At 65.8% G+C, this 25,080-nt stretch carries 21 protein-coding genes; 11 read left to right on the top strand and 10 right to left on the bottom strand.

Translation table 11 applies throughout. The annotated features are described in order from the left end of the window. The first annotated feature begins 1 nt into the window (after window position 1). Window positions 2–592: a hypothetical protein gene (locus CVN68_RS18050; RefSeq protein WP_100283430.1), complete on the top strand. Its 591-nt coding sequence runs from the start codon at window positions 2–4 to the stop codon at window positions 590–592. Here the strand turns inward: CVN68_RS18050 and CVN68_RS18045 are convergent. The 3 genes from CVN68_RS18045 to CVN68_RS18035 form a co-directional block, all read right to left on the bottom strand. Continuing rightward, window positions 564–1,124: a GNAT family N-acetyltransferase gene (locus CVN68_RS18045; protein WP_100283429.1), complete on the bottom strand. Its 561-nt coding sequence runs from the start codon at window positions 1,122–1,124 to the stop codon at window positions 564–566. The two genes, CVN68_RS18050 and CVN68_RS18045, sit on opposite strands and share 29 nt — an antisense overlap. Next, a complete protein-coding gene (gene sppA / locus CVN68_RS18040) occupies window positions 1,121–3,019 on the bottom strand; it encodes a signal peptide peptidase SppA (protein WP_100283428.1) in 1,899 nt (632 codons plus the stop codon). The genes CVN68_RS18045 and sppA overlap by 4 nt, the downstream gene beginning before the upstream one ends. Before the next feature lie 101 nt (window positions 3,020–3,120). Further along, window positions 3,121–3,912, bottom strand: a complete 792-nt coding sequence (locus CVN68_RS18035; protein ID WP_100283427.1) for a DUF2189 domain-containing protein — start codon at window positions 3,910–3,912, stop codon at window positions 3,121–3,123. 124 nt (window positions 3,913–4,036) lie between these two features. Between CVN68_RS18035 and CVN68_RS18030 the strand changes: the two genes are divergently transcribed. The 5 genes from CVN68_RS18030 (at window position 4,037) to pepF (ending at window position 10,065) form a co-directional block, all read left to right on the top strand. Continuing rightward, window positions 4,037–5,227, top strand: a complete 1,191-nt coding sequence (locus CVN68_RS18030; RefSeq protein WP_100283426.1) for an HNH endonuclease — start codon at window positions 4,037–4,039, stop codon at window positions 5,225–5,227. 44 nt (window positions 5,228–5,271) lie between these two features. Continuing rightward, entirely contained in the window at window positions 5,272–5,718 is a 447-nt protein-coding gene (locus CVN68_RS18025) for a YrhA family protein (protein WP_158298948.1), read from the top strand. Between the two features lie 227 nt (window positions 5,719–5,945). Beyond that, window positions 5,946–6,233 carry a co-chaperone GroES gene (gene groES / locus CVN68_RS18020; RefSeq protein ID WP_100283424.1) on the top strand — a complete coding sequence of 96 codons (288 nt, stop codon included), beginning with the start codon at window positions 5,946–5,948 and terminating at the stop codon, window positions 6,231–6,233. 108 nt (window positions 6,234–6,341) lie between these two features. Beyond that, entirely contained in the window at window positions 6,342–7,985 is a 1,644-nt protein-coding gene (groL, locus tag CVN68_RS18015; protein WP_100283423.1) for a chaperonin GroEL, read from the top strand. 214 nt (window positions 7,986–8,199) lie between these two features. Further along, a complete protein-coding gene (gene pepF / locus CVN68_RS18010; protein WP_100284507.1) occupies window positions 8,200–10,065 on the top strand; it encodes an oligoendopeptidase F in 1,866 nt (621 codons plus the stop codon). A 19-nt stretch (window positions 10,066–10,084) separates the two neighbouring features. On the opposite strand, the gene CVN68_RS18005 is transcribed toward pepF, so the two are convergent. Then, window positions 10,085–11,140, bottom strand: a complete 1,056-nt coding sequence (locus tag CVN68_RS18005) for a mannose-1-phosphate guanylyltransferase/mannose-6-phosphate isomerase (RefSeq protein ID WP_100283422.1) — start codon at window positions 11,138–11,140, stop codon at window positions 10,085–10,087. Between the two features lie 166 nt (window positions 11,141–11,306). Here CVN68_RS18005 and CVN68_RS18000 point away from each other — a divergent pair, with 166 nt between their 5' ends. From CVN68_RS18000 to CVN68_RS17985, 4 genes are read left to right on the top strand one after another with little or no spacing between them, the layout of a single operon-like run. Next, window positions 11,307–12,695, top strand: coding sequence for a TIGR03013 family XrtA/PEP-CTERM system glycosyltransferase (locus CVN68_RS18000; RefSeq protein WP_100283421.1), 1,389 nt, complete (start codon window positions 11,307–11,309; stop codon window positions 12,693–12,695). Continuing rightward, window positions 12,695–14,752: an XrtA/PEP-CTERM system histidine kinase PrsK gene (gene prsK / locus CVN68_RS17995; RefSeq protein ID WP_100283420.1), complete on the top strand. Its 2,058-nt coding sequence runs from the start codon at window positions 12,695–12,697 to the stop codon at window positions 14,750–14,752. Before CVN68_RS18000 ends, prsK begins: the two co-directional genes overlap by 1 nt. Further along, window positions 14,749–16,101, top strand: coding sequence for a PEP-CTERM-box response regulator transcription factor (prsR, locus tag CVN68_RS17990; RefSeq protein ID WP_100283419.1), 1,353 nt, complete (start codon window positions 14,749–14,751; stop codon window positions 16,099–16,101). The genes prsK and prsR overlap by 4 nt, the downstream gene beginning before the upstream one ends. Then, window positions 16,085–18,169: a tetratricopeptide repeat protein gene (locus CVN68_RS17985; RefSeq protein WP_100283418.1), complete on the top strand. Its 2,085-nt coding sequence runs from the start codon at window positions 16,085–16,087 to the stop codon at window positions 18,167–18,169. Before prsR ends, CVN68_RS17985 begins: the two co-directional genes overlap by 17 nt. 418 nt (window positions 18,170–18,587) lie before the next feature. On the opposite strand, the gene CVN68_RS17980 is transcribed toward CVN68_RS17985, so the two are convergent. The 5 genes from CVN68_RS17980 to CVN68_RS17960 form a co-directional block, all read right to left on the bottom strand. Continuing rightward, entirely contained in the window at window positions 18,588–19,124 is a 537-nt protein-coding gene (locus CVN68_RS17980) for a hypothetical protein (RefSeq protein ID WP_100283417.1), read from the bottom strand. A gap of 43 nt (window positions 19,125–19,167) precedes the next feature. Continuing rightward, a complete protein-coding gene (locus tag CVN68_RS17975; RefSeq protein ID WP_158298947.1) occupies window positions 19,168–19,554 on the bottom strand; it encodes a hemerythrin domain-containing protein in 387 nt (128 codons plus the stop codon). A 162-nt stretch (window positions 19,555–19,716) separates the two neighbouring features. Further along, complete coding sequence (gene uvrB / locus CVN68_RS17970; protein ID WP_100283415.1) at window positions 19,717–21,912, bottom strand: excinuclease ABC subunit UvrB; 2,196 nt, start codon at window positions 21,910–21,912, stop codon at window positions 19,717–19,719. 505 nt (window positions 21,913–22,417) lie between these two features. Next, window positions 22,418–22,840: a hypothetical protein gene (locus CVN68_RS17965; RefSeq protein ID WP_100283414.1), complete on the bottom strand. Its 423-nt coding sequence runs from the start codon at window positions 22,838–22,840 to the stop codon at window positions 22,418–22,420. Then, a complete protein-coding gene (locus CVN68_RS17960) occupies window positions 22,827–23,840 on the bottom strand; it encodes a LysM peptidoglycan-binding domain-containing protein (RefSeq protein WP_100283413.1) in 1,014 nt (337 codons plus the stop codon). The genes CVN68_RS17965 and CVN68_RS17960 overlap by 14 nt, the downstream gene beginning before the upstream one ends. A gap of 134 nt (window positions 23,841–23,974) precedes the next feature. Between CVN68_RS17960 and CVN68_RS17955 the strand changes: the two genes are divergently transcribed. Then, window positions 23,975–24,547, top strand: coding sequence for a DUF3617 domain-containing protein (locus CVN68_RS17955; RefSeq protein WP_100283412.1), 573 nt, complete (start codon window positions 23,975–23,977; stop codon window positions 24,545–24,547). Between the two features lie 10 nt (window positions 24,548–24,557). On the opposite strand, the gene CVN68_RS17950 is transcribed toward CVN68_RS17955, so the two are convergent. Continuing rightward, entirely contained in the window at window positions 24,558–25,010 is a 453-nt protein-coding gene (locus CVN68_RS17950; protein ID WP_100283411.1) for a hypothetical protein, read from the bottom strand. Window positions 25,011–25,080: the final 70 nt, after the last annotated feature.

Here is a 25,080-nt window from a genome sequence, read left to right as displayed (position 1 = left end):
AATGTGGGATTTCCACGAACGGCATTTCCGCAGCGGCGACATTCGAGAAGAACCGGCTATCGCGGCGTTTGCTTCGGGGCTTGTCGCGGATGGTCCCGGGAGAATCGACGTGCAGCGGAGCGTGCTCGCTCGCTATCCCCTGCAGGTGCTGCCGCTGATCGAGTGGGATCTTTCGGAGAATGCTCCAGAACTTTTCGGGACGTTGCAAAGCGGCGGCGCTACCAGGGGCTTCTTCCTAGATTATCCTGGCGACGGCGTGACCGGGCGATTTCATGTGTGCGATCTGACGCCCGAGATCGCTACGCTAATTTGCGACGAACGCCTGTTTGGCTCGGCAACGGTCTTCGTGGACGATCTCTTTCTGTCGGTGATCGCAGCCTGGTACACCGACATCACGCATCTCTGCATGCGCGTTCCGCTGTTCGACGCCCATCTGGCCGAGCATCCACTCCACCTCGATCTTTTCGGCGACCCTGCAGAGCGCCCGGCGTGCAACTTCGAAGAGGCATTGAAGGGGGCTACGAAACGAATCGCCGCCTGGTTTGACGCGCCTCGACGCGGCGTTAGCCCCGCACCACCCCGACATCGCTGAACTTCTTCGGCTCCACCGGTGGCACGACCGGCGCGTTGAGCTCGCATTGCCAGAAGCCGACGTCGATCCACTGGCCGTGCTTGAAGCCGACCTCGCGATAGACACCGGCGCGGCGGAACCCGGTCGCCTCGTGCAGCCGGATCGAGCGGTCGTTGGGAAGGGTGATCGCGCCGATGGCATGGACGAAGCCCTGCGCGCGCAGCGTGTCGATCAGCGCCTCGTAGAGCAGCCGCCCCACGCCCGAGCCGCTCGATGCGTCGGTCAGGTAGATCGAAGTCTCGCAGACGTAGCGATAGGCCGGCCGGTCGCGGAACTTGCCGGCAAAGGCATAGCCGATCACCCCGCCATCGGGATCGCCGGTGGTGGCGACCATCCACGGATAGAGCCCGTCGCTGGCGGCCATCCGCGTGCGCATCGCGCGTGCATCGGGCGGCTCGATCTCGAACGAGGCGGTGCCGGTCAGCACGTGCGGCGCATAAATCGCCGCGATCGAGGCTGCATCCTCCGGCGTCGCCGGCCGAATCGCGATCACAGGCCGATCCTCGCGATCAGCAGGTCGAGCAGGCTCTTGTCGTCGGCGCGCATCATCGCCGGTCCCATCCCCATGCATTCGAGGCAGCGCATCTGCACCGATCCGCCCAGCGCCAAGCGCCGCGCATCGCCCAGCGCCTGGCCGAGCAATGCGCGCCGCTCCAGCGCAATCCGCCCATAAAGGTCGGCACCGGCGGGTTGGTCGGCCCAATCCTCGTCCTCATCCTTGTCGCCGCCGCCGATCACCGACGCGGCGAACTGCATCCACGCGCTCGGCCCCTTTTCGAGATACACCGCATGGACCTTGGCCGGGTCGAGCTTGGCGCGCCGCGCCGCCTCAGCGATCGCATCGTCGATCCCGCCGAAGCGGTCGACCAGCTTCAATTGGTGCGCCACTCCCCCGATCCACACCCGACCCTGCCCGATCTCGTCGACCCGCTGCGGCGTCAATTTACGCGACTGGGCGACGAGGTTGACGAAGCGCCCGTATCCGGCCTCGATCGCCGCCTGCAGGATGCGATCGGTGACCGGGTTGATCCCGCCCATCAAATCGGGCTGCCCGGAGAGTGGCGTGGTCCGCACCCCGTCGGTCGTCACGCCGATCTTGGCGAGGCTGTTCTCGAACGATGGCAGCACCCCGAATATCCCGATCGATCCGGTGATCGTCGAGGGCTCGGCGAAGATCGCGTCGCCCGCAGTCGCCACCCAATAGCCACCGCTCGCGGCCAGGCTGCCCATCGAGACCACCACCGGCAGGCCCTGCGCCTTGGCCTGCAGCACGGCCTGGCGGATCTGCTCGGAGGCCATCGCCGATCCGCCCGGCGAATCGATCCGCACCACCAGCGCCTTCAATTTCTTCTCGGCGAGCCCCCTGAGCAGCAGCGAACTCACGCTTTCGCCACCGGCATGACCCGGCCCGGCCTTGCCGTCGACGATCTCGCCGGCGACGGTGATCACTCCAATCGCGTCGCCCCCGGTCGGGGCCGGATTGGCGACCACCCAGTCGGCCAGCTTGATCGTCTTGAAGCTCCCCGCCGGCTTGCCCGCCGGCGCGCCGGCGATCTCGGCGACGCGCTTGCCGAACGCCAGCCGGTCGCCGACCTTGTCGACCAGACCGTAAGCGAGGTTCGACGCCGCGATATCGCCGCGCGACCCCGCCACCACCACGTCGGGCTGGGCCAAATAATCGGCGATCCGCGCCTTCGGCCGCGCCTTGGCGACACCTTCGCGCCACTGGGCGAACAGCGCGCCGTACAGCGCGTCATTGGCGGCGCGCGCCTCGGGCGACATGTCGGCGCGGATATAGGGCTCGACCGCCGATTTGAACTTGCCGACCTTGTAGACGTGCGCATTGACGCCGAGCTTGTCCATCAGCCCTTTGTAATAAAGCTGGGTGCCACCCGGCCCGGCGATCAATGTGCCGCCCAGCGGATTGACCCAGATCTCGCTGGCATTGGCCGCGAGCGCATAGCCGTCGTCGGTATAGCCGGTCGCGTAAGCGAGCACTTTCTTGCCGCTCGCGCGCACCTGGCCGATCGCATCCGCCACTTCGGTGACCGCCGCGGGATAGCCGCCCATGAAGCGGTCGAGATCGAGCACCACGGCCTTGACCCGCCCGTCGGTCCGCGCGGTCTCGAGCGCACGCAGCACGTCGCGCAGGCGATGCTGCTTCATCGTCTCGCCGCCGCCCAGATTGGCGAAGGGATCGGCTTCCTCAGGCTGCTCGACTAGCGTCCCGTCGAGCGCGACGACGAGCGCGCCGTCAGTCACCGCCGCCTTGTTGGGCTTGTACGAGAGCGCTGCGAACAACCCGGCAAAGAATAGCAGCATCAGGGCAAGGACAAGGAAGTCCTTGATCCCGACCAGAATTTTCCACGCGCCCCGAACCAGTCTCACTTGGCACCGCTCCTCGATTGCTCCCTTCTGCTACCGGATGGCGCAAGGCGAGTAAACGGCCGTGTGTTATTTCTGCAATACAGATGGCGCCCGAGCGGCGATCAGCGCGCCACCAATCGCGTGTAGAGGTGCCAGGTCGCATAGCCGAGCACCGGCAGCACCACCGCCAACCCGACGAAGAAGGGAATCGATCCCGCCACCAGCAAAGCCGCGACGATCACGCCCCAGCGTGACATCATGCCCTTGTTGGCCATCACCGCCATCCGCGAGATGTGGATCGCGGTGCGCGCGTCGACATCCTTGTCGACCAGCATCGGCATCGCCACCACGCTCATCGTCAACACCGCCGCGGAGAAGCAGAGCCCCGCCAGATTGCCGAGCACGATCAGCGCCCATCCCTCCGGCGTAGTGAACAGCCGCGTCGCAAAAGCCGCGGCGCTCTCGGGCGCGCCGACCCCCATCAGCGTGACATACAGTCCGGCAGCGACCGCCAGCCATGCGAAGAACAACATCAGCAACAGCGCCGCCACCGCGAGAAACGCGTCGAACGAAGGCCGCCGGACGACATCGAGGAAGTGCGACCAGTCGGACTCCAGTCCGGCCTCGCGCCGCCGCGCCAATTCGTAGAAGCCGCCCGCCGCCGCCGGACCCATCAGCCCGACACCCGCGGCGATCGGAAAGAACAGCGGGATCAGCGAATCCTGCAGCGCGATCGCCGCCGCCGCAAAGCCCACCAACGGATAGATGATCCCGATGAACAGCAGGTCGCCGCGATGTGCGAGAAAGTCTGCCCAGCCCTGGCGCAGCGAATCGCGCAGGTCTGCGGCAGTGACGGTGCGGACTTCGAACGCCTCTGCGGGGCGCCCGACAGCGTCGATACGAGCGACAGTCATGACGCGCTCCTTCGATGTCCCCGGCAAGCGCAATTGTACGCCTTCCAGCGGCGATAAGCGAATCGATTACAGCGACCGGCGCGGGTGTGAGCTAATACATCGAACGCACGCCACGGAGGCCCACATGGTCGATCCCGCCCGCTCCACCGGTGCCGACAATCCGATCGGCCCGCCTTCGCCGCAGCTCGCGACGCAGGCGCAACTCGCGATCAGCGCGAACCGCCTGCCCGGCGGCGGCGTCGACGTGCAGGGCCTCGCCGCCAGCGTCGAGCGCGTACGACAGGAAAATCCCCAATCCGCCGGCTGGGTGGAGGCCGAGATCGACCGCAACCTCACTCCGGTCGAACGCGGCGAACTCGCCCGCGCGCTCGAGGGCGACACCGCCACACCGCCGACTCCAGCGAACGACCCCGGTCCCGATCCGGTGCAGCTCGGCCTCGACCTCACTCAGCTCGCGCTCGACATCACCGGGATCATCGAGCCGACGCCGATCTCGGACGGTAGCAACACGGTCATTTCGGCCGGTCGCGCGATCGGTTCGCTCTTCTCGGGCGATTTCGGCGATGCCGGCGGTCACGCGCTCAACGGCGTCCTCTCCGCCGCCGGGATCATCCCCTATCTCGGCGACGCGGCCAAGGCCGGCAAGGTCGGCAAATGGGCGCAAACCGTCAGCGACTCGGTTGCCGCCGTCGTCGCCAATCCGGCGTTGCGCGGCGCGCTCGAGCCGGCGCTGCGTCAGGTCAAGAATGCGGTCGACGCGATCCCGCAGGGTGCGATCGACGCGCTCCCTGCCAGCGCGCGCGACGCGATCCAGCGCATGAAGAGCCAGCTCGACGAATTCTTCGGCGCCGGCACGCGCCAGGCCGACGAGGGCGTCTATCAGGGCACGGTACGCGGGCAGACCGTCGAGCTTCGCGGCGTCGACTCGGTCTCGGTCAATTACGTCAAGCGCGACCGCGTCGAATACGCTGCGCTCCGCCGCGACTTCGACTCCACTGTGCGCGGCGATTTCCTGCGCGATCTGGCGAGCGATCCGGCCAAGGTCGATGCGCTGCGTCGCGCCGGGCTCGATCAGGCCGCGATCGACCGGATCGCTTCGGGCCGCGTGCCGCAGGGCTGGCAGGTTCACCACAAATTGCCGATCGACGACGGCGGCACCAACAGTTTCGACAATCTCGTGCTGATCAACAACGATCCGCACCATCTCGCGCTCACCAACGCCCAGCGAACCTTGGTCGGCGATCTCGCTGTCGGACAGAGCCGCCAGATAGACTTCCCGATCCCGCGCGGCTTCGTCTATCCTCCGACGCCATAGGGGATCGCACGGGAAGCTGAACGCTGATGGCCGGAGATGATGGCATGGATGCAGTGATAGTGGCGGCGCGCGACGCGCAGGTGGCGGTAGGCGAGATCGTCCAGGCGGGCGCCGACGAAACGAGGATCGCGGCGTTGCGGGCGGCGCTGAAGCGCGAATTCAGCGCGACCTTGCCCGACGATTATGCCGCATTGCTGCGCCGCTCGGACGGCGTCGATTTCGACGGCCTCGTCCTCTACGGCAGCTGGCAGAGCGCGGCGACGCCCGGCCCCGGCGGCTTCTGGCAAGGCCTCGTCGCCGCCAACAAGCTCTGGCGCGAAGGCCCCGGCCATGACGCGTATCTGGTGCTCGGCGAAACCGACATCGACCTGTTCACGGTAAACCTCGACGGCTCCGGGCCGGTGCTGCGCGACAAGGTGTCGAGCGACATCAACGAGACCTTCCCCAGCGTCGCCGCCGCGATCCAGCGCCTGCTCGCCACGCGCCGCTAAGCCACTCCCGTGCTGCGGCGACGGCCGGAGCGATGGCGAAAGCGATGTTCTAGCACACCCAGCGCTCCGGCCTGCGTCCGAGCACGAGATCGGTTGGACCGGCTCGTCAAAGATTCCGCCGCAACCCCGTTGACGAATCCCTTCCGGCTACGCATATCCAACCGTGTTAGCACTCGGGCAAGCTGAGTGCTAAACCCCGTTCAATCTAGTTAGAGGATCGCAGCGCAATGAGCTTTCGTCCGTTGCATGACCGCGTGCTCGTCCGTCGTGTCGAAGCCGAAGAGAAGACCGCCGGCGGGATCATCATTCCCGACACCGCCAAGGAAAAGCCGCAGGAAGGCGAAGTCGTCTCCGTCGGCACCGGCACCAAGGCCGAAGACGGCAAGGTGACCCCGCTCGACGTCAAGGCCGGCGACCGCATCCTGTTCGGCAAATGGTCGGGCACCGAGGTCAAGGTCAATGGTGAGGATCTCCTCATCATGAAGGAATCCGACATCCTCGGAATCCTGGGCTGATTTTCCGTCACCCCGGCGAACGCCGGGGTCTCCCTCCACCAGCGCGGCACCAGCCGCCTGAGATCCCGGCTTTCGCCGGGATGACGAACTAGAGAAGGAATAGCCAACATGGCAGCCAAAGACGTAAAGTTTAGCCGCGACGCACGTGAGCGCATTCTGCGCGGCGTCGACATCCTCGCCGATGCAGTCAAGGTCACGCTCGGCCCCAAGGGCCGCAACGTCGTGATCGACAAGTCGTTCGGTGCGCCCCGCATCACCAAGGACGGCGTGACCGTCGCCAAGGAAATCGAACTCAAGGACAAGTTCGAGAACATGGGCGCGCAGATGGTCCGCGAAGTCGCTTCGAAGACCAACGACGTTGCCGGTGACGGCACCACCACCGCCACCGTGCTCGCACAGGCGATCGTCCGCGAGGGCATGAAGTCGGTTGCCGCCGGCATGAACCCGATGGACCTCAAGCGCGGCATCGATCTCGCGGTCATCAAGGTCGTCGAGGACATCAAGGCGCGCTCGAAGCCGGTTTCGGGCACCAACGAAATCGCCCAGGTCGGCATCATCTCGGCAAACGGCGACACCGTCGTCGGCGAGAAGATCGCCGAGGCGATGGAGAAGGTCGGCAAGGAAGGCGTGATCACCGTCGAGGAAGCCAAGGGTCTCGATTTCGAGCTCGACGTCGTCGAAGGCATGCAGTTCGACCGCGGCTATCTGAGCCCGTATTTCATCACCAATCCGGAAAAGATGACGGTCGAGCTCAGCGATCCCTACATCCTGATCCACGAGAAGAAGCTGTCGAACCTGCAGGCGATGCTGCCGATCCTCGAAGCGGTCGTCCAGTCGGGCCGTCCGCTGCTGATCATCGCCGAGGACATCGAGGGCGAGGCTCTCGCCACGCTCGTCGTCAACAAGCTGCGCGGCGGCCTCAAGGTCGCAGCGGTCAAGGCACCGGGCTTCGGCGATCGCCGCAAGGCGATGCTCGAGGACATCGCCGTCCTCACCAAGGGCGAAGTGATCTCCGAGGATCTCGGCATCAAGCTCGAGACCGTGACGCTCAGCATGCTCGGCACCGCCAAGCGTGTTTCGATCGACAAGGACAACACCATCATCGTCGACGGTGCGGGCGAGCATGACGCGATCAAGGGCCGCACCGATGCGATCCGCCAGCAGATCGAGAACACCACCAGCGATTACGACCGTGAGAAGCTCCAGGAGCGTCTCGCCAAGCTCGCCGGCGGCGTTGCCGTGATCAAGGTCGGCGGCGCTTCGGAAGTCGAAGTCAAGGAGCGCAAGGACCGCGTCGACGACGCGCTGCACGCAACCCGCGCAGCCGTCGAAGAAGGCATCGTCCCCGGTGGCGGCACGGCCCTGCTGTACGCAACCAAGGCTCTCGACGGCCTCAAGGGCGTCAACGAAGACCAGACCCGCGGCGTGGACATCGTCCGCAAGTCGCTGACCGCGCTGGTTCGCCAGATCGCGGCCAATGCGGGCCATGACGGCGCCGTGGTGTCGGGCAAGCTGCTCGATCAGTCGGACACGTCGTTCGGCTTCAACGCCGCGACCGACACCTACGAGAACCTCGTCTCGGCCGGCGTGATCGACCCGACCAAGGTCGTCCGCACCGCGCTGCAGAACGCAGCCTCGGTCGCCGGCCTGCTGATCACCACCGAAGCGGCGGTGAGCGAGCTGCCGGACGACAAGCCCGCCATGCCCATGGGCGGCGGCGGCATGGGCGGCATGGGCGGCATGGACTTCTAAAGTCCTTCGCTTCACTGAACATGCGAAGGGCCGGGGAAACCCGGCCCTTTTGCTTTTTTTCGACAGACGCGCTCCTTCCTCCCGGCCTCCAGAGAGCAGGCCAAGGGAGTTGACTTCCCAGACCCACAAAGCGCTTCCCTGCGCCGGGAAAGCGCGACAGATTGGGCTTTCCAACTGCGCCGGGCCGGTCGGCGCGCTCTTCGGGGAAGCCTTGATGACCGAACTATCCCGCCGCGAAGCGTTGGCTGCTGCTGGTGCGCTCGCGAGTCTCGCCATCTCCGCGCCCGGCTGGGCCCAGGGCGCCGCCCAGGCTGGCGGCGCCGCGTGGGACCTCACCGAAATCTACCCCGATGACGCGGCGTGGGAGGCGGCGCGCAAGGGTGCGCTCGCGGCGTTGCCGGGCATAGCCGGATATAAGGGGCGGCTCGGCGAGAGCGCCCAGGTGCTGGCCGAGGCGCTCGGGCTCCAGTCCGATCTCGGCAAGACGATCGCCCGGGTCTACACCTATGTCGGACTGAAGGGGGACGAGGATGTCCGGATTGCCGCCTGGCAGGAGAAGCAGGCGCAGGCAGTCGACCTCTACACTGCCTTCGGCGAGGCGACTGCGTGGTTCGCGCCCGAGATCCTCGCTGTCGGCAAGCCCAGGATAGACGGTTTCATCGCCGCCAGTCCGACGCTCCGGACGCGTTTCGACTTCTACCTCGCCAACATCGTCCGTCAGGCCGAGCATACGCTGTCGCCCGAAGGCGAAGCCCTGCTCGCCAGCGCGGGCGCGCCGCTCCAGGCGCCCGGCGACATTTCGGGCCAGCTGCGCTCGTCGGACATTCCGTGGCCGACGATCAAGCTTTCGAACGGCAAGGAGGTCCGCCTCGACAGCCAGGGCTATACCCTCAATCGCGACGCCCCCGACCGCGCCGACCGCAAGGCGGTGTTCGACGCTTTCTGGACTGCGCACGGCAAGTTCAGGAATTCGTTCGGCGCGACCTACAACGCCAAGGTCAAGAGCGATATCTTCTATGCCAAAGCGCGGAAGTATCCCACCTCGCTCGCCGCCGCGCTTTCCGGCAACAACGTGCCCGAGGCGGTCTATCGCACGCTCGTCGCCGAGACGAACAAGGGCCTGCCCCAGCTCCATCGCTATTTCGATCTGCGCCGGCGGATGCTCAAGCTGCCCGACATCGCTTATTACGACATCTACCCACCTCTGGTCTCGCTCGACCGCCCGTTCAGCCTCGATCAGATGCGCACGCTGACGCTCGAGGCGGTCAAGCCGCTCGGCCCCGAGTACCAGGCCCGTATCGCGAAGGCGACCGCGGCGAAGTGGATGGATCCGTGGCCGCGCGAGGGCAAGAGCCCCGGCGCCTACATGAACCCCGGCGCCTATGAAGTGCACCCCTATCTGCTGCTCAACCTGTCGGAGAAATATGACGGGCTGAGCACTTATGCGCACGAATGGGGCCACGCGCTCCACTCGCTGCTCGCCAATGCGGCCCAGCCTTATGACAAGGCCGATTATCCGATCTTCCTCGCCGAGATCGCCTCGACGCTCAACGAGCAATTGCTCGTCGCGCACATGCTCAAGCAAGCGAAGACCAAAGAAGAGAAGCTCTTCTATCTGGGCCAGCAGATGGAGAATTTCCGCGGCACCTTCTACCGCCAGACGATGTTCGCCGAGTTCGAATTGAAGACGCACGATCTCGCCGAAGCGGGAGAAGGCCTGTCGGGCAGCAAGTTCACCCAGGTCTATTTCGACCTGCTCAAGCGCTATCACGGCCCGAGCATGGGCTTCGACCCGGCCTATGCGAACGAATGGGCGTTCATCCCGCATTTCTACAACAGCTTCTACGTCTATCAATACGCCACCTGCATCGCCGCGGCGACGTACTTCGCCCAGGCGATCCTGAAGGGCGGCGCCAAAGAGCGCGACAATTATCTCTCGGTGCTGAAGGCCGGCGGCTCGGACTATCCGGTCGACATCCTCAAGCGCGCCGGCCTCGATATGGCGTCGCCGGCGCCGTATCAGGCGCTTGTCGCCACCTTCAAGGACACGCTCGATCAGGCCGAGGCGCTGCTCGCCTGATCGCAGCGGCGGCCCGGCGTCACCGTTTCAGCGCGTCGACGATCTTCCGGATCTCCTGGCTGCGTCCGCGCGGCAACACGAGGATGTCGTTCCCGGTCGCAACCACGATCAGATCGCTGACCCCGACCAGCGCCACGCGCTTGCCGGGCTCGCTACGCACGAGGCAATTCACCGTGTCGATCGCCACTACGTCGCCGCGGCAGACATTGCCGTCGCCATCGGCTTCGCTGATCGCATAGAGCGCGTCCCAGCTGCCGACGTCACTCCAGCCCATCGCGACGGGGACCACTGCCACCCGCGGCGCCTTCTCCATGACCGCATAGTCGATCGAATCCGACGGCGACTTCGCAAAGGCCTCGGCGTCGGGCCAGATGCGCAAGCCGTCGCGCCGCGCCTTGTCCATCGCCGCCTGCGCCGCCACCAGCATGTCGGGCGCATAGACGCTCAGCGCGCCCAGATACATGTCGGCGCGGAACAGGAAGATGCCGCCGTTCCACGCATGATCGCCTGCCGCGAGCATCGCTTCGGCCTTGTCGCGCGGCGGCTTCTCGACGAAACGCGCGACCCGGTGGACGCCTTCGGCAAGCCGCTCGCCCACCTTGATCCAGCCATAGCCGGTTTCCGGTGCATCGGGCGCGATGCCGAACGTAACCAGCCACCCTTCCTGGACGAGCGGAAGCGCAGCCTGGATCGCCGCATGAAACGCGTCGACGTCGGCGATCACATGGTCCGACGGCATCACGAGGATCGGGTCGCTCCCGCCGCCCGCCGCGATCGCGGCAAGCGCGATCGCCGGCGCGGTATTGCGTCCCGCCGGCTCGAGGATCAGCGCCTGCACTTCGGTCACGACGTCGGCGAGTTGCGCCTCCACCTGATCGGCATGCGCGCCATTCGCCACGATGATCGGCAGGGCGAAGTGCTCGCCCGCGGCACGCAGCGCGGTCAATTGCAGCATCGTCTGCTCCCCGGTCAGCGACAACAGCTGCTTGGGTCGCTCGGGGCGCGACAGCGGCCACAGCCGGGTCCCCGATCCTCCCGAGAGGATGACGGGAATGATCGGCTTCGCTTCCGGCATGGTGAATGGCTCCCTGTTCAGGCCGCAGATATAGGTATTCGCCCCGCCCGACTAAACGATGTGGGCCCGAAACGGTTTCGTGTCGAACCGCCGTTTCCGACACATTCCCCGCTCCCGCGACGCGTGTCGGGTTTGTTTACACTTTGGCTCTAGTCCTGCGGGAGCCATGATCCGTTTGTTCAAGCATTACGTGCCGAACGCCGTGCTGCTGCTCGGCCTGCTGGACCTCGTCCTGTTGCTGGCCGCCGGCGAGCTCGGCTGGATACTCCGTGCCCATCAGCTGGGCATGGGGCCCACCTCGATGGCCGACCGCGCGCCGCAATTGCTGAGCTACACGGCCTTCATCGAAGTGTCGATGATCGCCGTCGGCGTCTACGGCACCGACGCGCTCCAGTCGCTGCGCTACGCCACCGCGCGGCTGATCGTGGCGGTATCGCTCGGCGTGATCGGCCTCAGCGTCCTCTATTTCCTGATCCCCGAAATCAGCTTCTGGCGCTCGAACCTGCTCTACGCGATGGGCGTGTCGGTCGTCCTGCTGATCTTCCTGCGGATCCTGCTCGGCAAGACGCTGGGCAGCCAGGCATTCAAGCGGCGCATCGTCGTGCTGGGCGCCGGCGCCCGCGCCGCGCGGCTCAAGACGCTGTCCAAGGCGCCGGGCGCGGGCTTCGCCGTGGTCGGCTATGTAGCGATGAGCGAGGCCAACCGCGTCATCCCCGAAGCGATCGCCCGTGACGCCATCTACAATCTCGCCGATCATGTCGAGCTGCTCAACGCCAGCGAAGTCGTCCTCGCGCTGGAGGAGCGCCGCAACGCACTGCCGCTCAAGGATCTGCTGCGAATCAAGACCACCGGCGTCCATGTCAACGAGATCTCGACCTTTCTCGAGCGCGAGACCGGCCGGGTAGATCTCGACAGCGTCAATCCGAGCTGGCTGATTTTCTCCGACGGCTTCTCATCGGGCCGCATGGTGTCGAGCGCGTTCAAGCGCCTGTTCGACATCTGCGCCAGCCTGTTATTGCTGGTCCTGACCCTGCCGCTGGTCCTGGTCACCGCGATCGCGATCAAGCTCGAGAGCAAGGGCCCCGCTTTCTACCGCCAGCGCCGCGTCGGCCTGTACGGCGTCGGTTTCGACGTCATCAAGCTGCGCTCGATGCGCCAGGACGCCGAAGTGGGCGGCAAGGCCGTCTGGGCCGAGAAGGACGATCCGCGAATCACCCGCATCGGCCGGATCATCCGCAAGCTGCGCATCGACGAGTTGCCGCAATGCTGGAGCGTGCTCAAGGGTGAAATGAGCTTCGTCGGCCCCCGCCCCGAGCGCCCCCAGTTCGTCGAGGATCTCGAGCAGAAGCTGCCTTATTATGCCGAGCGCCACATGGTGAAGCCAGGCATCACCGGCTGGGCACAGATCAACTATCCCTATGGCGCCTCGATCGAGGATTCGCGTCAGAAGCTCGAATACGACCTGTTCTACGCCAAGAACTATTCACCCTTTCTCGACCTGCTGATTCTGCTCCAGACGATCCGCGTCGTGCTGTTCCCGGAAGGCGCGCGCTGATGACGGCCGCGCTGATCCTGTGGAGTCATGCGCTCGCGGCGTTGCTCTTCGGCGGGCTCACGATCTGGACGGTGCGCGCATCGGCCAGCGGCTTGCCGCGCCGGCCCCTCGCCGCGGCACTGGCGCTGACCGCGTTATGGGCGCTTGCGGTGGCCGGGATCGGCGCAGGCGAGATGGTGACGCGCATCTTCGAAACGCTGCGCAACCTCGCCTGGCTCGGGTTCATGGTCACGCTGCATCGGCGCGACGCCAATGTCCGGCCGCCGCTGGCGCTCGGCACGGTATATGGCGTGGTCGCACTCGTCAGCATCGGGACGCTGGTGCTGCACATCGCAGCGAACGTCGGCACCCCCGAGGCGGCAGGGCCGATCGAGAGCGCCGTGCTGCTGCTCCGCATGCTCGTCGCGGTCGCCGCGCTGGTGCTGATGCAGGCGCTCTACTCCGCGCTCAATCCGTCGGCCGGGAGTGGGCTGCGCTGGATCGTGGCGGCACTGGCGGGACTGTGGATCGCCGATTTCGCATTGTTCTGCACCGAGTATCTGACGGCGCATCCCCACCCGCAATCGATCGCGGCACGCGGCGTCGCGATGGTCGCGGCGGCGCTGGCGATGGTGACTGCGCTCCAGCGCAAGGGCGAACTCAACGTCCAGGTCTCGCGCGCCGTCGCCTATCAGTCCTTGTCGCTCGTCGCGATCGGCGCCTATTTCGCGTTGCTCGCGCTCGCCACCAGCGCGCTCGCGACGATCGGCGGGAGCAACGCACGGCTGCTCCAGACCGCGTTCGTACTCGGTTCGACCGCCGCGATCCTCACGCTTGTCTCGAATGGCTGGCTGCGTGCCTGGGCCAAGGTGAAGCTGGCCAAGCATTTCTTCCGCCACCGCTACGATTATCGCGCCGAATGGATGCGCTTCACCGAGACGCTGGGCGCGCCCGAGGGCGCCGCTCCGCTCGACGAGCGCATCGTCAAGGCGATCGCCGATCTGACCGAATCCCCGGCCGGCCTGTTGCTGGTGCCCGACGATAGCGGCCTCGAACCCGGTGCGAGCTGGAACTGGGATCGCAGCAGACTGCCCGTCGCCGCGGATGCCGCCCTTGCCGGTCATCTCGCGGATACCGGCCGGATCATCGAGCTCGATCGAGTGCGCGCCGATCCCCGGTCCCCCGACGCCGCGGCGGTGCCCGGGTGGATGCTGGACGCCGTCGATGCCTGGGTGCTCGTGCCGCTGCCGCATCTCGGAAGCCTCGCCGGCGCGATCCTGCTTGCCCGCCCGGCGCTGGACCGCGCGCTCGACTGGGAGGATTTCGATCTGCTCAAGGTCGCCGGGCGTCAGGTGGCGAGCTATCTCGCCGAAGCGCGCGCGCAGGAGGCGCTGGCCGATGCCCAGCGCTTCGACGAGTTCAATCGCCGCTTCGCCTTCATTCTCCACGACATCAAGAATTTGGTGAGCCAGCTCACTCTCACCGCGCGCAACGCCGAACGGCATGCCGACAAGCCCGAGTTCCGCGCAGACATGATCGCGACCCTCAAGGACTCGGCCGAGCGGATGAACGCACTGCTCGCCAGGCTCTCGCAGCATCATCGTGGGCGCAGCGAAGCGCCGCACGCCGTTGAGGTCATGCATCTGGTTCAGCGCGCAGCGGCGGCGCGCGCGCGGCAGCATCCGATGAACCTCTCCGGCGCCTCGAGCGCGATAGCCCATGCTGACCCGGCAGGACTCGAACAATTGCTCCATCATCTCGTCCAGAACGCGATCGAAGCGAGCCCCGCGGACGCCCCGGTCACCCTCACCGTCGGCGCCGATGAGATCAACGTCACGATCGACGTGGTCGATCAGGGCTGCGGCATGTCTCCCGCCTTTGTTCGCGACAAATTGTTCAAGCCGTTCGTCTCGTCCAAGGCCGGCGGCTTCGGCATCGGCGCGTTCGAGGCGCGCCAGCTCGCCGCGGCGATGGACGGGCGGATCGAAGTGACATCGCGCGAGGGCGAAGGCACACGCTTCCGGGTAATCCTCAAGGCCGCCCACGCCGCCGATCTTCGCCACGAGCGTGCCGCATGACCGAGATCCGGAAATTGCTGATCGTCGAAGACGATGCCGGCCTCCAGCGCCAGTTGCGCTGGGCCTATGAAGGCTATGAGATTCACACCGCCGCCAATCGCGAGGAAGCGATTACGCTCATCCGCGCCGAAGAGCCGCAAGTGGTGACGCTCGATCTCGGCCTGCCGCCCGATCCCGACGGCACCACCGAAGGCTTCGCGACGCTGGAAACGATCCTCCAGCTCCGTCCCGACACCAAGGTGATCGTCGCCTCGGGTCACGGCGCGCACGAATCGATGCTCAAGGCGATCGCATTGGGCGCATGGGATTTCTACCAAAAGCCGATCGATATCGACGCGCTGGGGCTGATCGTCGCGCGCGCCTTCCACGTCCATGCGCTCGAAGCTGAAAATCGCCGCCTTGCCGAACGCGCCGAGGCCGGCGCCGTGCTCGGCGGGATGATCACCGGCGCCCCCGAGATGCTCAAGGTCACGCGCACGATCGAGCGCGTCGCCGGCGCCGACGTCTCGGTGATGCTGCTCGGGGCAAGCGGCACCGGCAAGGAATTGCTCGCGCGCGGAGTGCACGACGCCAGCCCCCGCAAGAAAGGCGCGTTCGTCGCGATCAACTGCGCGGCGATCCCCGAGACTCTGCTCGAAAGCGAGCTGTTCGGGCACGAAAAGGGCGCATTCACCGGCGCGGTCAAGACGACCGAAGGCAAGATCGAGCTCGCCCAGGGCGGCACGCTGTTTCTCGACGAGATCGGCGACGTGCCGCTGCCGCTCCAGGTCAAATTGCTGCGCTTCCTGCAGGAGCGCGTGATCGAGCGGATCGGCGGCCGCAAGTCGATCGCCGTCGACACCCGGGTGGTCTGCGCGACGCATCAGGACCTCGACGCGATGGTCGCCGACGGACGTTTCCGCGAGGATCTCTATTATCGGCTCGCCGAGATCGTGGTCCGCATCCCCGGCCTCGCCGAACGCCCCGGCGATGCGGGGCTGCTCGCGCGCCACTTTCTCACCAAATACGCCGCGGCGATGCAGACCGGCGCAAAGAGCTTCGCGCCCGATGCGCTCGCCGCGATCGACGCATGGAGCTGGCCGGGCAATGTCCGCGAGCTCGAGAACCGGGTGAAGCGCGCGGCGATCATGGCCGAGAGCAAGATGGTCACCGCTGCCGATCTCGACCTCGAAGACAAGGCCGATCCAATGCCGATCAACCTCAAGGCCGTGCGCGAGCTGGCCGACCGCAAGGCGATCCGCCACGCGCTCGCGCGTGCCGAAGGCAATATCTCGGGCACCGCGCGGCTGCTCGGGATCAGCCGTCCCACTCTCTACGATCTGATGAAGGCCTATGACCTCCAGCCGTAAGCATTCCCGCACCACCCGGCGCAAGCCCGGGCTTCGCCGCCTGATCGTGATCGGCGGCGCGATCGGCGCCTTCGTGCTGGTGCTCGCGGCGTGGTTCACGCTGTCGCCCGCCCGGCTCGATCCGGTGGCGGCGCGCGCCGCGCTGGAGAGGAGCGGCAAGCTGCTCGATGCGCACAACGCCACCGCCGCGCGCGACGCCGCGCTTGCTGCGGTCCGCGCCGATCCCGGCAATGCCCAGGCCCATTTCACGCTGGCACGTGCGATGCTCGCGCTCCGCGACGGCGTCGGCGCTGCTGCCGAGCTCCAGCGTGCCGTCGAGGCCGGGTACAAGCCGAAGCAAGTCGCGCATCTGCGCGCGCACGCCCTGCTGCTGCAGGGTCAGGAAGAAAAAGCGCTTGCCGAAGCGAATAAGGCCGACCCGCAATATCGTGTCTATGCGCTGCGCATCCGCGCCCGCGCGCTGGCATCGTCAGGCAAATTGCCCGATAGTTTCGCGGCGCTGGACGAGGCTTTCCGGGCCGCACCGCGCGATGCCGATCTCTGGGCCGATGCCGGACGTCTCAAGCTCGATGCCGGCGACGTGCTCGGCGCGATCCAGGCGTCCGGACAAGCCGTGACGCTCGATCCGGGTAATCTCGATGCCCTCGTGCTGCGCGGGGAAATGGTGCGCAGCCAGTTCGGGCTGGTCGCGGCGCTGCCGTGGTTCGAGGCGGCGCTGAAACGCGATCCGGATGATTTCGGCGCGCTGATCGAATATGCCGCGACCTTGGGCGATGCCGGGCGCACGCTCGATTCGCTGGCGGCGACGCGACGGGCCCTGGCGGTGCGGCCCGGCAGCGCGCAGGCGCTCTATCTACAGGCGGTGATCGCGGCGCGCGGCGGCAATGCCGATCTCGCCCGGAGCCTGATCGAACGCGCCGGTCCCGGCCTTGCTCAAGTTCCCGCGGCGTTGCTGCTCGGCGGCGCGCTCGACATCGAGGCGGCCGATTACGAGCAGGCGATGGAGAAACTGAAGCCGCTCGTCGCCAATCAGCCGATGAACCTCGCGGCGCGCAAACTGCTCGCGATCGCGCTGTTGCGCACCGATTCGGCGCGCAATGCGATCGACTTGCTCCGCCCCGTGGTCGCGCGCAGCGACACCGACAGCTATTCCCTGGTGTTAGCAGCCCGCGCCCTCGAACGGATCGGTGACCGTACCGCCGCAGCGCAATTGCTCGACCGCGCCGCCTGGCCGGTGCGCGGCGACGCGGGCGCATTCTCGACTGACGACAGCACCTCCGTGCTGGCAGCCGACGCGGATCAGCGTCCCGGCGATCCCGCCGCGCTGGTGCCGCTGATCCGGGCGCTGATCGGCCAAGGCGACAAGGCTGGCGCGCTCTCCAGAGCGCAGGACCTCGCGCGGCGGCATTCCGGCGTTCCCGCAGCACATCTGCTCGTTGGCGACACGCTAATGCTGACGAACCGCTTCGCCGATGCCGCGCTCGCCTATCGCAGCGCCGCCGGCCTGCGCTTCGACGAACCGACGATGCTGCGGCTGGTCGAGGCGCTCGACCGTGCCGCCCGCCGCGCCGACGCCGCCAACGTCCTTGCGCTCTTTCTGTCGCAGAACCCGGTCAACGCTGCCGCGTTGCGGCTCGCGGGCACATGGCAGCTCGCCGCCGGCGATTACGACGCGGCGATCGACACGCTGGAACTGCTGCGCGACCGGATCGGCGACGGCGACGCTGCGCTCAACGCCGATCTCGCGGTAGCGTATACCGGCGCGGAGGAATTCGACGCGGCCGCAGATTTCGGCGAGGCCGCCTACGGGCTCGCGCCAGGCAACCCGGTGGTCGCAGACGCTTATGGCTGGGCGCTCTATCGCAACGGCGACGTGCAGGCCGCAGTAGAACTGCTGCAGAAGGCGGTAGTGCTCGCTCCACACCATGCCGGGCTGCGCTGGCATCTCGCCCAGATCTATACCGATCTCGGCCGCAAGCCCGAGGCGCGGGCACAGGCGCAAGCGGCGTTGACCGACCCACGCTTCGCCGAGCGCGCCGCGGCGACAGCATTGGTTGTCCAGTCCTGATCCCCGAGCGAGCTTACTGCTGCTCGTCTTCGACCAGTACTCAAAATGAAAGAGGCCGCCGGGCCCCGTCAGGGTACCCGGCGACCTCCGACATGGTCAGCGGCCGGAGAGTTCCAGCTTGGGAAACCATGCGGGCCGCTTCGTGAAGGGCGATGTGCGTTGACTGGAGGAGGATACCTCCCGCGCATCTACGGACGGAGGGCTTCCGTCCGCGCCTTCAACTCAGCGGCGCGTCTCCCGAACGAACTGAACCGACCCCATTGCTGAACCATGAGACATCGGATCACCTCCTTTCGCTAGTTGAAGAACGAGCGTGGCTTGCGGCCACGAGCGAATCTTGAATCATCGCGACTCGCAGAACAAGTCTTGTTTTGCGATCAAGATGGTGCGATTCTTAGAGTTCTGTGGTTCGCGCGACTTAACCGCGGCAATCCTCCGCCACCCGCAAGATCTCGGCCCAGGCCGGCACGACGAGGGTCGGCGCGCCGCCGCCCTCGACCACGAACCGCCCGCGGCTATACCCCATCGCGTCGATCAGCGTGTCGCGTGCGCCGAGTTCGGCGGTCGAGCCGGTGGTCGTGGGAGTGACGGCAAGCGTTCGCGCCACGCTGGTGGTGCGGACGACGAGGCTCGGCGCCGAGAACGATCCATACCGCGACAGCAGGATGCGGCCGCGATCGCAGCGCAGCGTCAGTTCCGGAGACTGGGCGGAGCGTCCGAACGCGGCCACGCTGCCCTGCCCCTCCGGCCGCCAGCTCCAGCTGCCGGGGGTCAGCGGCCAATCGCGCCAGTCGGCACTCCGCGGCGGCGGTGGCGGGGCGGGGGCCGGCGGGGGCGCGGGGGTGGGCACCGCCACCGGCGGCGCGGGCCGTATCGGGGGCTGGCTGGGCGCGACGCAGGCGGTGAGCGACAAGGCCCCCACGGCGACGCTGGCGAACACGGACGAACGACGCATGCCGCGCCTTATGGGGGAAGTCCCCCGCCGCCTCAACCTTGGATCAGGCGGCTGCCCGCTGAGACGCGATGACTCGCTCGACATGGGCGTAGAGCACGCGCTCCTCCCGTTCGATCCGCTCGGCGAGATCGGCCATCAGGATGCGGGTTTCGGCGCCGAACCACTCCCATTCGCGCGAGATTCGGCCGACCGGCCAGGCAGCCATGTAATTGGCGAAGGCCGGCCCCAGCATGCCATGCTCCTGGCGATAGGACCAGGCGATATCGGTCGCAATCGCGTCCCCCGACGAAAGCAGCCGGTCGTAGACCAGCCGGTCCTCGCCGGCGCAATGATCGCGTAGCGCCTGCGCCATCTGCCAGCGCATCGCAGCGACGGCAGCGGCGTCGGGCACCGCGGCCGAGACGATCGAGAGCAATTGTGCGGCCTGCACCTCGAGGGCTCGATGTTCCGCGCAAAGCCTTTCAATCACTCGGTCGTGTCCCATGGTCATACCCAAAGCACAGCTACCGTACGACGGTCAGTCCGTAGAGTCCCCATCCCGTGTCGTTACGGAGCAATATCTATCCAATATAGTAATGGGTGTGGCGGCCGATCAGCGTGAACGCCCACCACCCATCCGCATCTTGCTCTGCTTGCCGTATCGCGTCTTGCGCGTCCCCGGTTTACCTTCGTTGCTGCGGCCCATGATCGGCGCCTTGCGCTCACCCGCAGGCAATCCGAGCTCCTCGGCCTCGAGCGCGCGGATCTCGTCGCGCAGCCGCCCGGCCTCTTCGAACTCGAGATTGGCGGCAGCGTCGCGCATCTTCTTCTCGAGGCTCTCGATATAGCCGCGCAGATTGTGGCCGACCATGTGCGGGCGATCGGCGTCGATCTCGACCGTGACACCGTCCTTGTTCGACACGTGCGCGATGATGTCGCCGATGTTGCGCTTGATCGTCTCGGGCGTGATACCATGCTCGATATTATACGCATGCTGCTTCTCGCGGCGGCGCCCGGTCTCGGCGAGCGCGCGCTCCATGCTGCCGGTCACGCGATCGGCATAGAGGATCACGCGGCCGTCGACGTTGCGCGCGGCGCGGCCGATCGTCTGGATCAGCGAAGTCTCCGAGCGCAGGAAGCCTTCCTTGTCGGCATCGAGGATCGCGACGAGGCCGCATTCGGGAATATCGAGCCCCTCGCGCAGCAAGTTGATGCCGATCAGAACGTCGTACACGCCCATCCGCAAATCGCGGATCAGCTCGATACGCTCCAATGTCTCGGTGTCCGAATGCATGTAGCGGACCTTCAATCCCGCCTCGTGCATATATTCGGTGAGGTCCTCGGCCATCCGCTTGGTCAGCGTGGTGACCAGGGTGCGATAGCCGAGCGCCGTCGTCTTCTTGCACTCCTGGATCAGATCCTGGACCTGCTCCTCGACCGGCTTGATCTCGACCGGCGGATCGATCAGCCCGGTGGGGCGGATGACTTGCTCGACGAACACGCCGCCCGCTTGCTCCATCTCCCACGCGCCCGGCGTCGCCGAGACATAGGTGGTCTGCGGACGCATCGCTTCCCATTCGTTGAAGCGCAGCGGGCGGTTGTCGATCGCCGAGGGCAGACGGAAGCCATATTCCGCCAGCGTGATCTTCCGCTTGTGATCGCCGCGCGACATGCCGTTGATCTGGCCGATCGTCTGGTGACTCTCATCGACGAAGAGCAACGCGTTCTCGGGCAGATATTCGAACAAGGTGGGCGGCGGCTCGCCGGGCATGCGGCCGGTGAGGAAGCGGCTGTAATTCTCGATGCCCGCGCAAGAGCCGGTCGCGGCGATCATCTCGAGATCGAAATTGGTGCGCTGTTCGAGCCGCTGATGCTCGAGCAATTTGCCCTCGGCCTCGAGCTCCTTGAGCCGTTCGGTCAGCTCGTGGCGAATGGCTTCCATCGCCTGCTTCATCGTCGGCCCGGGCGTCACATAATGCGAGTTGGCGAAGACGCGGACATAATCCAGGTTCGCAACCTTGCTACCGGTCAGCGGGTCGAATTCGGTGATCTCCTCGATATCGTCGCCGAAGAAAGAGATCCGCCAGGCGCTGTCCTCATAATGCGACGGAAAGATCTCTAGGCTGTCGCCGCGCACCCGGAAATTGCCGCGCGAAAATGCCTGATCGTTGCGCTTATACTGGAGCGCGACAAGTTTGCGGATGATCTCGCGCTGATCGGCGACCTGGCCCTTTTTCAAGTCGAAGATCATCGCCGAATAGGTCTCGACCGAACCGATGCCGTAGAGGCACGAAACCGAGGCGACGATGATCACGTCGTCGCGCTCGAGCAGCGAGCGGGTGGCCGAGTGGCGCATCCGATCGATTGCCTCGTTAACCGAGCTTTCCTTCTCGATGTATGTATCCGAGCGGGCGACATAGGCCTCGGGCTGATAATAATCGTAATAGCTGACGAAATATTCGACTGCGTTCTCGGGGAAGAAGCTCTTGAATTCGCCGTAGAGCTGCGCGGCGAGGATCTTGTTGGGCGCGAGGATCAACGCCGGGCGCTGGAGCTCCTCGATGACCTTGGCCATGGTATAGGTCTTGCCCGATCCGGTGACGCCGAGCAGCACCTGATCGCGCTCGCCGTTGCGCGCCTGCTCGACCAGTTCGGGGATCGCATAGCGCTGGTCGCCCGAGGGCTGATAGTCGCTGACCAGCTTGAACGCCCGGCCGCCCTCGAGCTTGTCGGGGCGGTTGGGGCGATGGGGGACGAAGCCCTGCCCGGAATCGGGCTCTTCGAGCGAAGTGCGAATCTGGATGGCCATAATGGAAATATGGGGCCTCTATCGGGGGACGCAATCGGGACGTGCCGGTTGACTCCGGTTGACTCGTTCGTGGCTTTTTTCGCGGAAGCGGCGGGTTTGCGCCCGCGATGCGTCGGGTACGCGACACCTGCGCGACATACACGCGCCACCGACGCGACATGTGCGCGGCAGGTGCGCCACACCTGTGGGCCACGAACGCGACTGCCGCGCGCCAACCACGCACCGGCCTGGCGACGGGCGCGGCGGCGAAGCGGCGGCGGCGCGCGCGGGTTGGTTGGAAGAGATTCTGCTGGTTGCCCATCTTATGGAACAAAAGCAGATCAAATCCCATTTTACCAGCGCTTTGATGAAGCCGTGGGGCGGCTGCAATGCAGTTTGCTGCCGATAGTGGCGCCTGGGCTTTTGGGCATCCCCCCTTTCGACAGGGACATCCGCCAGGCGAGAAGCGGACAGGCGGAAAGTTACCTGAGCCGTCGAAATCGACATCTCGCGCAGCCGGCGTGCCTCAGGGTTTCAGCTCGAACGCGCCTTCGGGCGGCGGTGGATAGACGCGGGGCTTGTCGCCGTAGCGCGCAATCAACGCATCCTCGCGACGATCGTGGTCCATTGACTCGACATTGACCTCTTCGGGATATTTGAACGACACTTCGAATTTGCCGTCCTTGATGGCATATTCCATCACCGACCAGCGCTTGCCCTCCGGCTCGAGGTGCCACGCCTCGAAGAGCAAGTCGATCAGCTCCTTGTTGTCGGGGTCGAGCCAGCGAACCAGCTTCCCCTCCTCCTTGAATATGTTCGGGCTGATCCACCCTTCGGCGATCTCGACGTAGAGAAACACGTCTTCCGGGTCGCCATCTGCGATGTCGGCCAGCACGCCTCCGACCTGGCTCAGAAGCGGCCCCAGCAGATCGAGCTTATCTTTTGCCATTTTTCTTGTCCGTGGCTTTGTTCGGGAAATTCTTGAACTGTCTTCTTCCGTTGACATACCAGGTGACCGCGACGGCATCGGGCCGCTTCGACGCGCCTTCGTAATGCGGGACGATATCGACGAACACCTTTTTCCCCGCTCGCAACTCTGCGGCCCATAGATCCTCGAGGACGCGGTAGCCGCCGCGATTGAAATTGGCACTCTGGGCGAAGTGGTTGAAGCTGTCAGTGGGGCCGTTGAAACGAGCAGCGACATAGTGCCCGCCGTCATCTTTTTCAGCGCGATCCGGTACATTCGCCTGATTTGCGCGTGATCGCCTGGGTCTCTCCGCGAAAGTGAGGAGGCCGGACGCCCGCCGCGTCCGGGAAATGACATCGATCTGATAATCATAGCCATTTCGGCTCTCCCTTCTCCAATTCGAGTCGAGGATCTGGCTCTGCAGCGACGGCGGATTTGCCGGGTTCGGCGGTAACCGTCCGCCATGCGTGCGCATGTAGTAAGCGAGCGCGAGAAACTTGTTCTTCGCTTCCCGGCCCTCGTCCAGATATCGCTGATGCGGCAGCTTCAGTCGCTGGCCGACCCGGAGACGCTGATCGGATGGAATCCGGTTAAGCCACGCCAGATCTTTGATCGTCAGCCCTTTGCGGGTGGCGGCGATGCGCGTCAGACTGTCGCCGTTCCGGACGACATAGATCGCATGATTGCGGGGATTCTGAGGATCATTCTCGCGCTGGGCCCGTGCCGCGTCCGTCTCCCGAGCGAATGCATCGCCCGCATTTTGCGGCGACGCTGTCCTACGCGCCCCGGCCCGCGGACTTCGTGCGCTGCTCTTCCCATCTGGAAAGTAGCGCCCTTGATCCTTGAACGTGAATCTCCCGTCGTCAGGGTCATGCCACGGGTTGAACTTGCGCTCGATGGCATCGCGAACCGGACGGCGACCGGTTCTGAGGTAGATTTCGAATGCAGTGGCGTGGTGAGACCGCTCTTCTGGATGCTGCATAGACATGCCTCCCGTCCGGCGACTTAGCATGTACGTTGGAACAAATCAAGAACATTATCTAGAGGCTTCGGCATTGCCAATCGCCGCGATTTGCGCTGAGGAGCGACCGGTCACGACTAAGGGAATTTGCCACGATGCGCGCCATCATCGTCCTCGGAGCGGCTACCCTCGCCCTCTCCGCCTGCCAATCCGCCGAGGAGAAGCACGCCGCAGAAACCGGCGAGATCGATGTGACCAACGCCCCCACCGATCAGGTCTCGAAGCTGATCAAGGCCGCCGCGCCGAAGACCGCGGTCAAGCCCGGCCTGTGGAAGGCCGAACTGCGGATCGAAGCGGTCGATACCGGCCCGGGAATCGATCAGGCGCAGCAGCTCGGGCTGGCGAAGCGGCTCGAGCGCGACGCGATCGAGTGCAAGACCGCCGCGCAATTGAAGCCGTTCGACATCGAGAAGCTCGAGAAAGCCGCCGGCAAATGCACTTTCATCCGCTATGTCTCGAAGGGCGGGAAGGTCGATGCCAAGATCCAGTGCAGCAAGCCCAATGCGCCCGCCACGGCGATCCTGATCAACGGCACCACATCGGCCACCGGCTTCGACGTGACGATCGACAACCAGACCGGCGCCGCCGGCCAGCCCGGCTATTCGCTGGTCAAGATGCGCTCGATCGGCACCCGCGTCGGCGAATGTCCCGCATCCGCCAAAGGCTGAGCCCCGCGGCTCAGCGCTCCACGCCCCGCCGATAGGCGATCCGCCACATCGCCGCGGCAATCGCCGCGGCGATGCCCGCGAGGATCGCGCTGGTCGCCAGCGCGCTCAGCCAGCGGTACAGCCAGGTCCGGCTGTCCATCGCGGGCATGTCGAACATCCCGAAGCCATAGGTCTGCGCGCCGACGAAGATCAGCATCGCCGTCATGGCGCCGACCAATGCGGCGTGCCATGTGCGGCGGAGCCCGGCGATGTGGAGCGCCAGCCAGATCGGCCCGCCCACTGCCGTGATCGCCACGCCCGAGAAGATGCTGACGATCAGCCAGCCTTTGAGCAGGTCGAGTGGATCGCGCTGGCCACCGAGCAGCAACAGCGCGAGCCCGATGCCGCCAGCCAGCGCACTGCCCGCGCCGAGCGCGAGTCCCGCCCGATCGATCGTCGTCTCGTAGCGGCGCTGCGCGCGCATGGCGCGTCGATTGATCTGTTCCAGAGCCCTCTCCCGCCGGCAGGTTACGCTGGTCCGGACCCGGCCTCAA

Origin of the sequence: Sphingomonas psychrotolerans (assembly GCF_002796605.1) — a bacterium.
Classification (GTDB): Bacteria; Pseudomonadota; Alphaproteobacteria; order Sphingomonadales; family Sphingomonadaceae; genus Sphingomonas; species Sphingomonas psychrotolerans.
Note: the sequence above shows the minus strand (reverse complement) of the source record. Positions and strands in the feature narration are given on the sequence as shown.

Excerpts from the sequence above, each read along its gene's own strand:
- CVN68_RS18050 (WP_100283430.1), top strand. The coding sequence starts at position 2 with ATGTGGGATTTCCACGAACGGCATTTCCGCAGCGGCGACATTCGAGAA.
- CVN68_RS18035 (WP_100283427.1), bottom strand. The coding sequence starts at position 3,912 with ATGACTGTCGCTCGTATCGACGCTGTCGGGCGCCCCGCAGAGGCGTTC.
- CVN68_RS18030 (WP_100283426.1), top strand. The coding sequence starts at position 4,037 with ATGGTCGATCCCGCCCGCTCCACCGGTGCCGACAATCCGATCGGCCCG.
- CVN68_RS18025 (WP_158298948.1), top strand. The coding sequence starts at position 5,272 with ATGGATGCAGTGATAGTGGCGGCGCGCGACGCGCAGGTGGCGGTAGGC.
- groES (WP_100283424.1), top strand. The coding sequence starts at position 5,946 with ATGAGCTTTCGTCCGTTGCATGACCGCGTGCTCGTCCGTCGTGTCGAA.
- groL (WP_100283423.1), top strand. The coding sequence starts at position 6,342 with ATGGCAGCCAAAGACGTAAAGTTTAGCCGCGACGCACGTGAGCGCATT.
- pepF (WP_100284507.1), top strand. The coding sequence starts at position 8,200 with ATGACCGAACTATCCCGCCGCGAAGCGTTGGCTGCTGCTGGTGCGCTC.
- CVN68_RS18005 (WP_100283422.1), bottom strand. The coding sequence starts at position 11,140 with ATGCCGGAAGCGAAGCCGATCATTCCCGTCATCCTCTCGGGAGGATCG.
- CVN68_RS18000 (WP_100283421.1), top strand. The coding sequence starts at position 11,307 with ATGATCCGTTTGTTCAAGCATTACGTGCCGAACGCCGTGCTGCTGCTC.
- prsK (WP_100283420.1), top strand. The coding sequence starts at position 12,695 with ATGACGGCCGCGCTGATCCTGTGGAGTCATGCGCTCGCGGCGTTGCTC.
- prsR (WP_100283419.1), top strand. The coding sequence starts at position 14,749 with ATGACCGAGATCCGGAAATTGCTGATCGTCGAAGACGATGCCGGCCTC.
- CVN68_RS17985 (WP_100283418.1), top strand. The coding sequence starts at position 16,085 with ATGACCTCCAGCCGTAAGCATTCCCGCACCACCCGGCGCAAGCCCGGG.
- CVN68_RS17980 (WP_100283417.1), bottom strand. The coding sequence starts at position 19,124 with ATGCGTCGTTCGTCCGTGTTCGCCAGCGTCGCCGTGGGGGCCTTGTCG.
- uvrB (WP_100283415.1), bottom strand. The coding sequence starts at position 21,912 with ATGGCCATCCAGATTCGCACTTCGCTCGAAGAGCCCGATTCCGGGCAG.
- CVN68_RS17965 (WP_100283414.1), bottom strand. The coding sequence starts at position 22,840 with ATGGCAAAAGATAAGCTCGATCTGCTGGGGCCGCTTCTGAGCCAGGTC.
- CVN68_RS17960 (WP_100283413.1), bottom strand. The coding sequence starts at position 23,840 with ATGCAGCATCCAGAAGAGCGGTCTCACCACGCCACTGCATTCGAAATC.
- CVN68_RS17955 (WP_100283412.1), top strand. The coding sequence starts at position 23,975 with ATGCGCGCCATCATCGTCCTCGGAGCGGCTACCCTCGCCCTCTCCGCC.
- CVN68_RS17950 (WP_100283411.1), bottom strand. The coding sequence starts at position 25,010 with ATGCGCGCGCAGCGCCGCTACGAGACGACGATCGATCGGGCGGGACTC.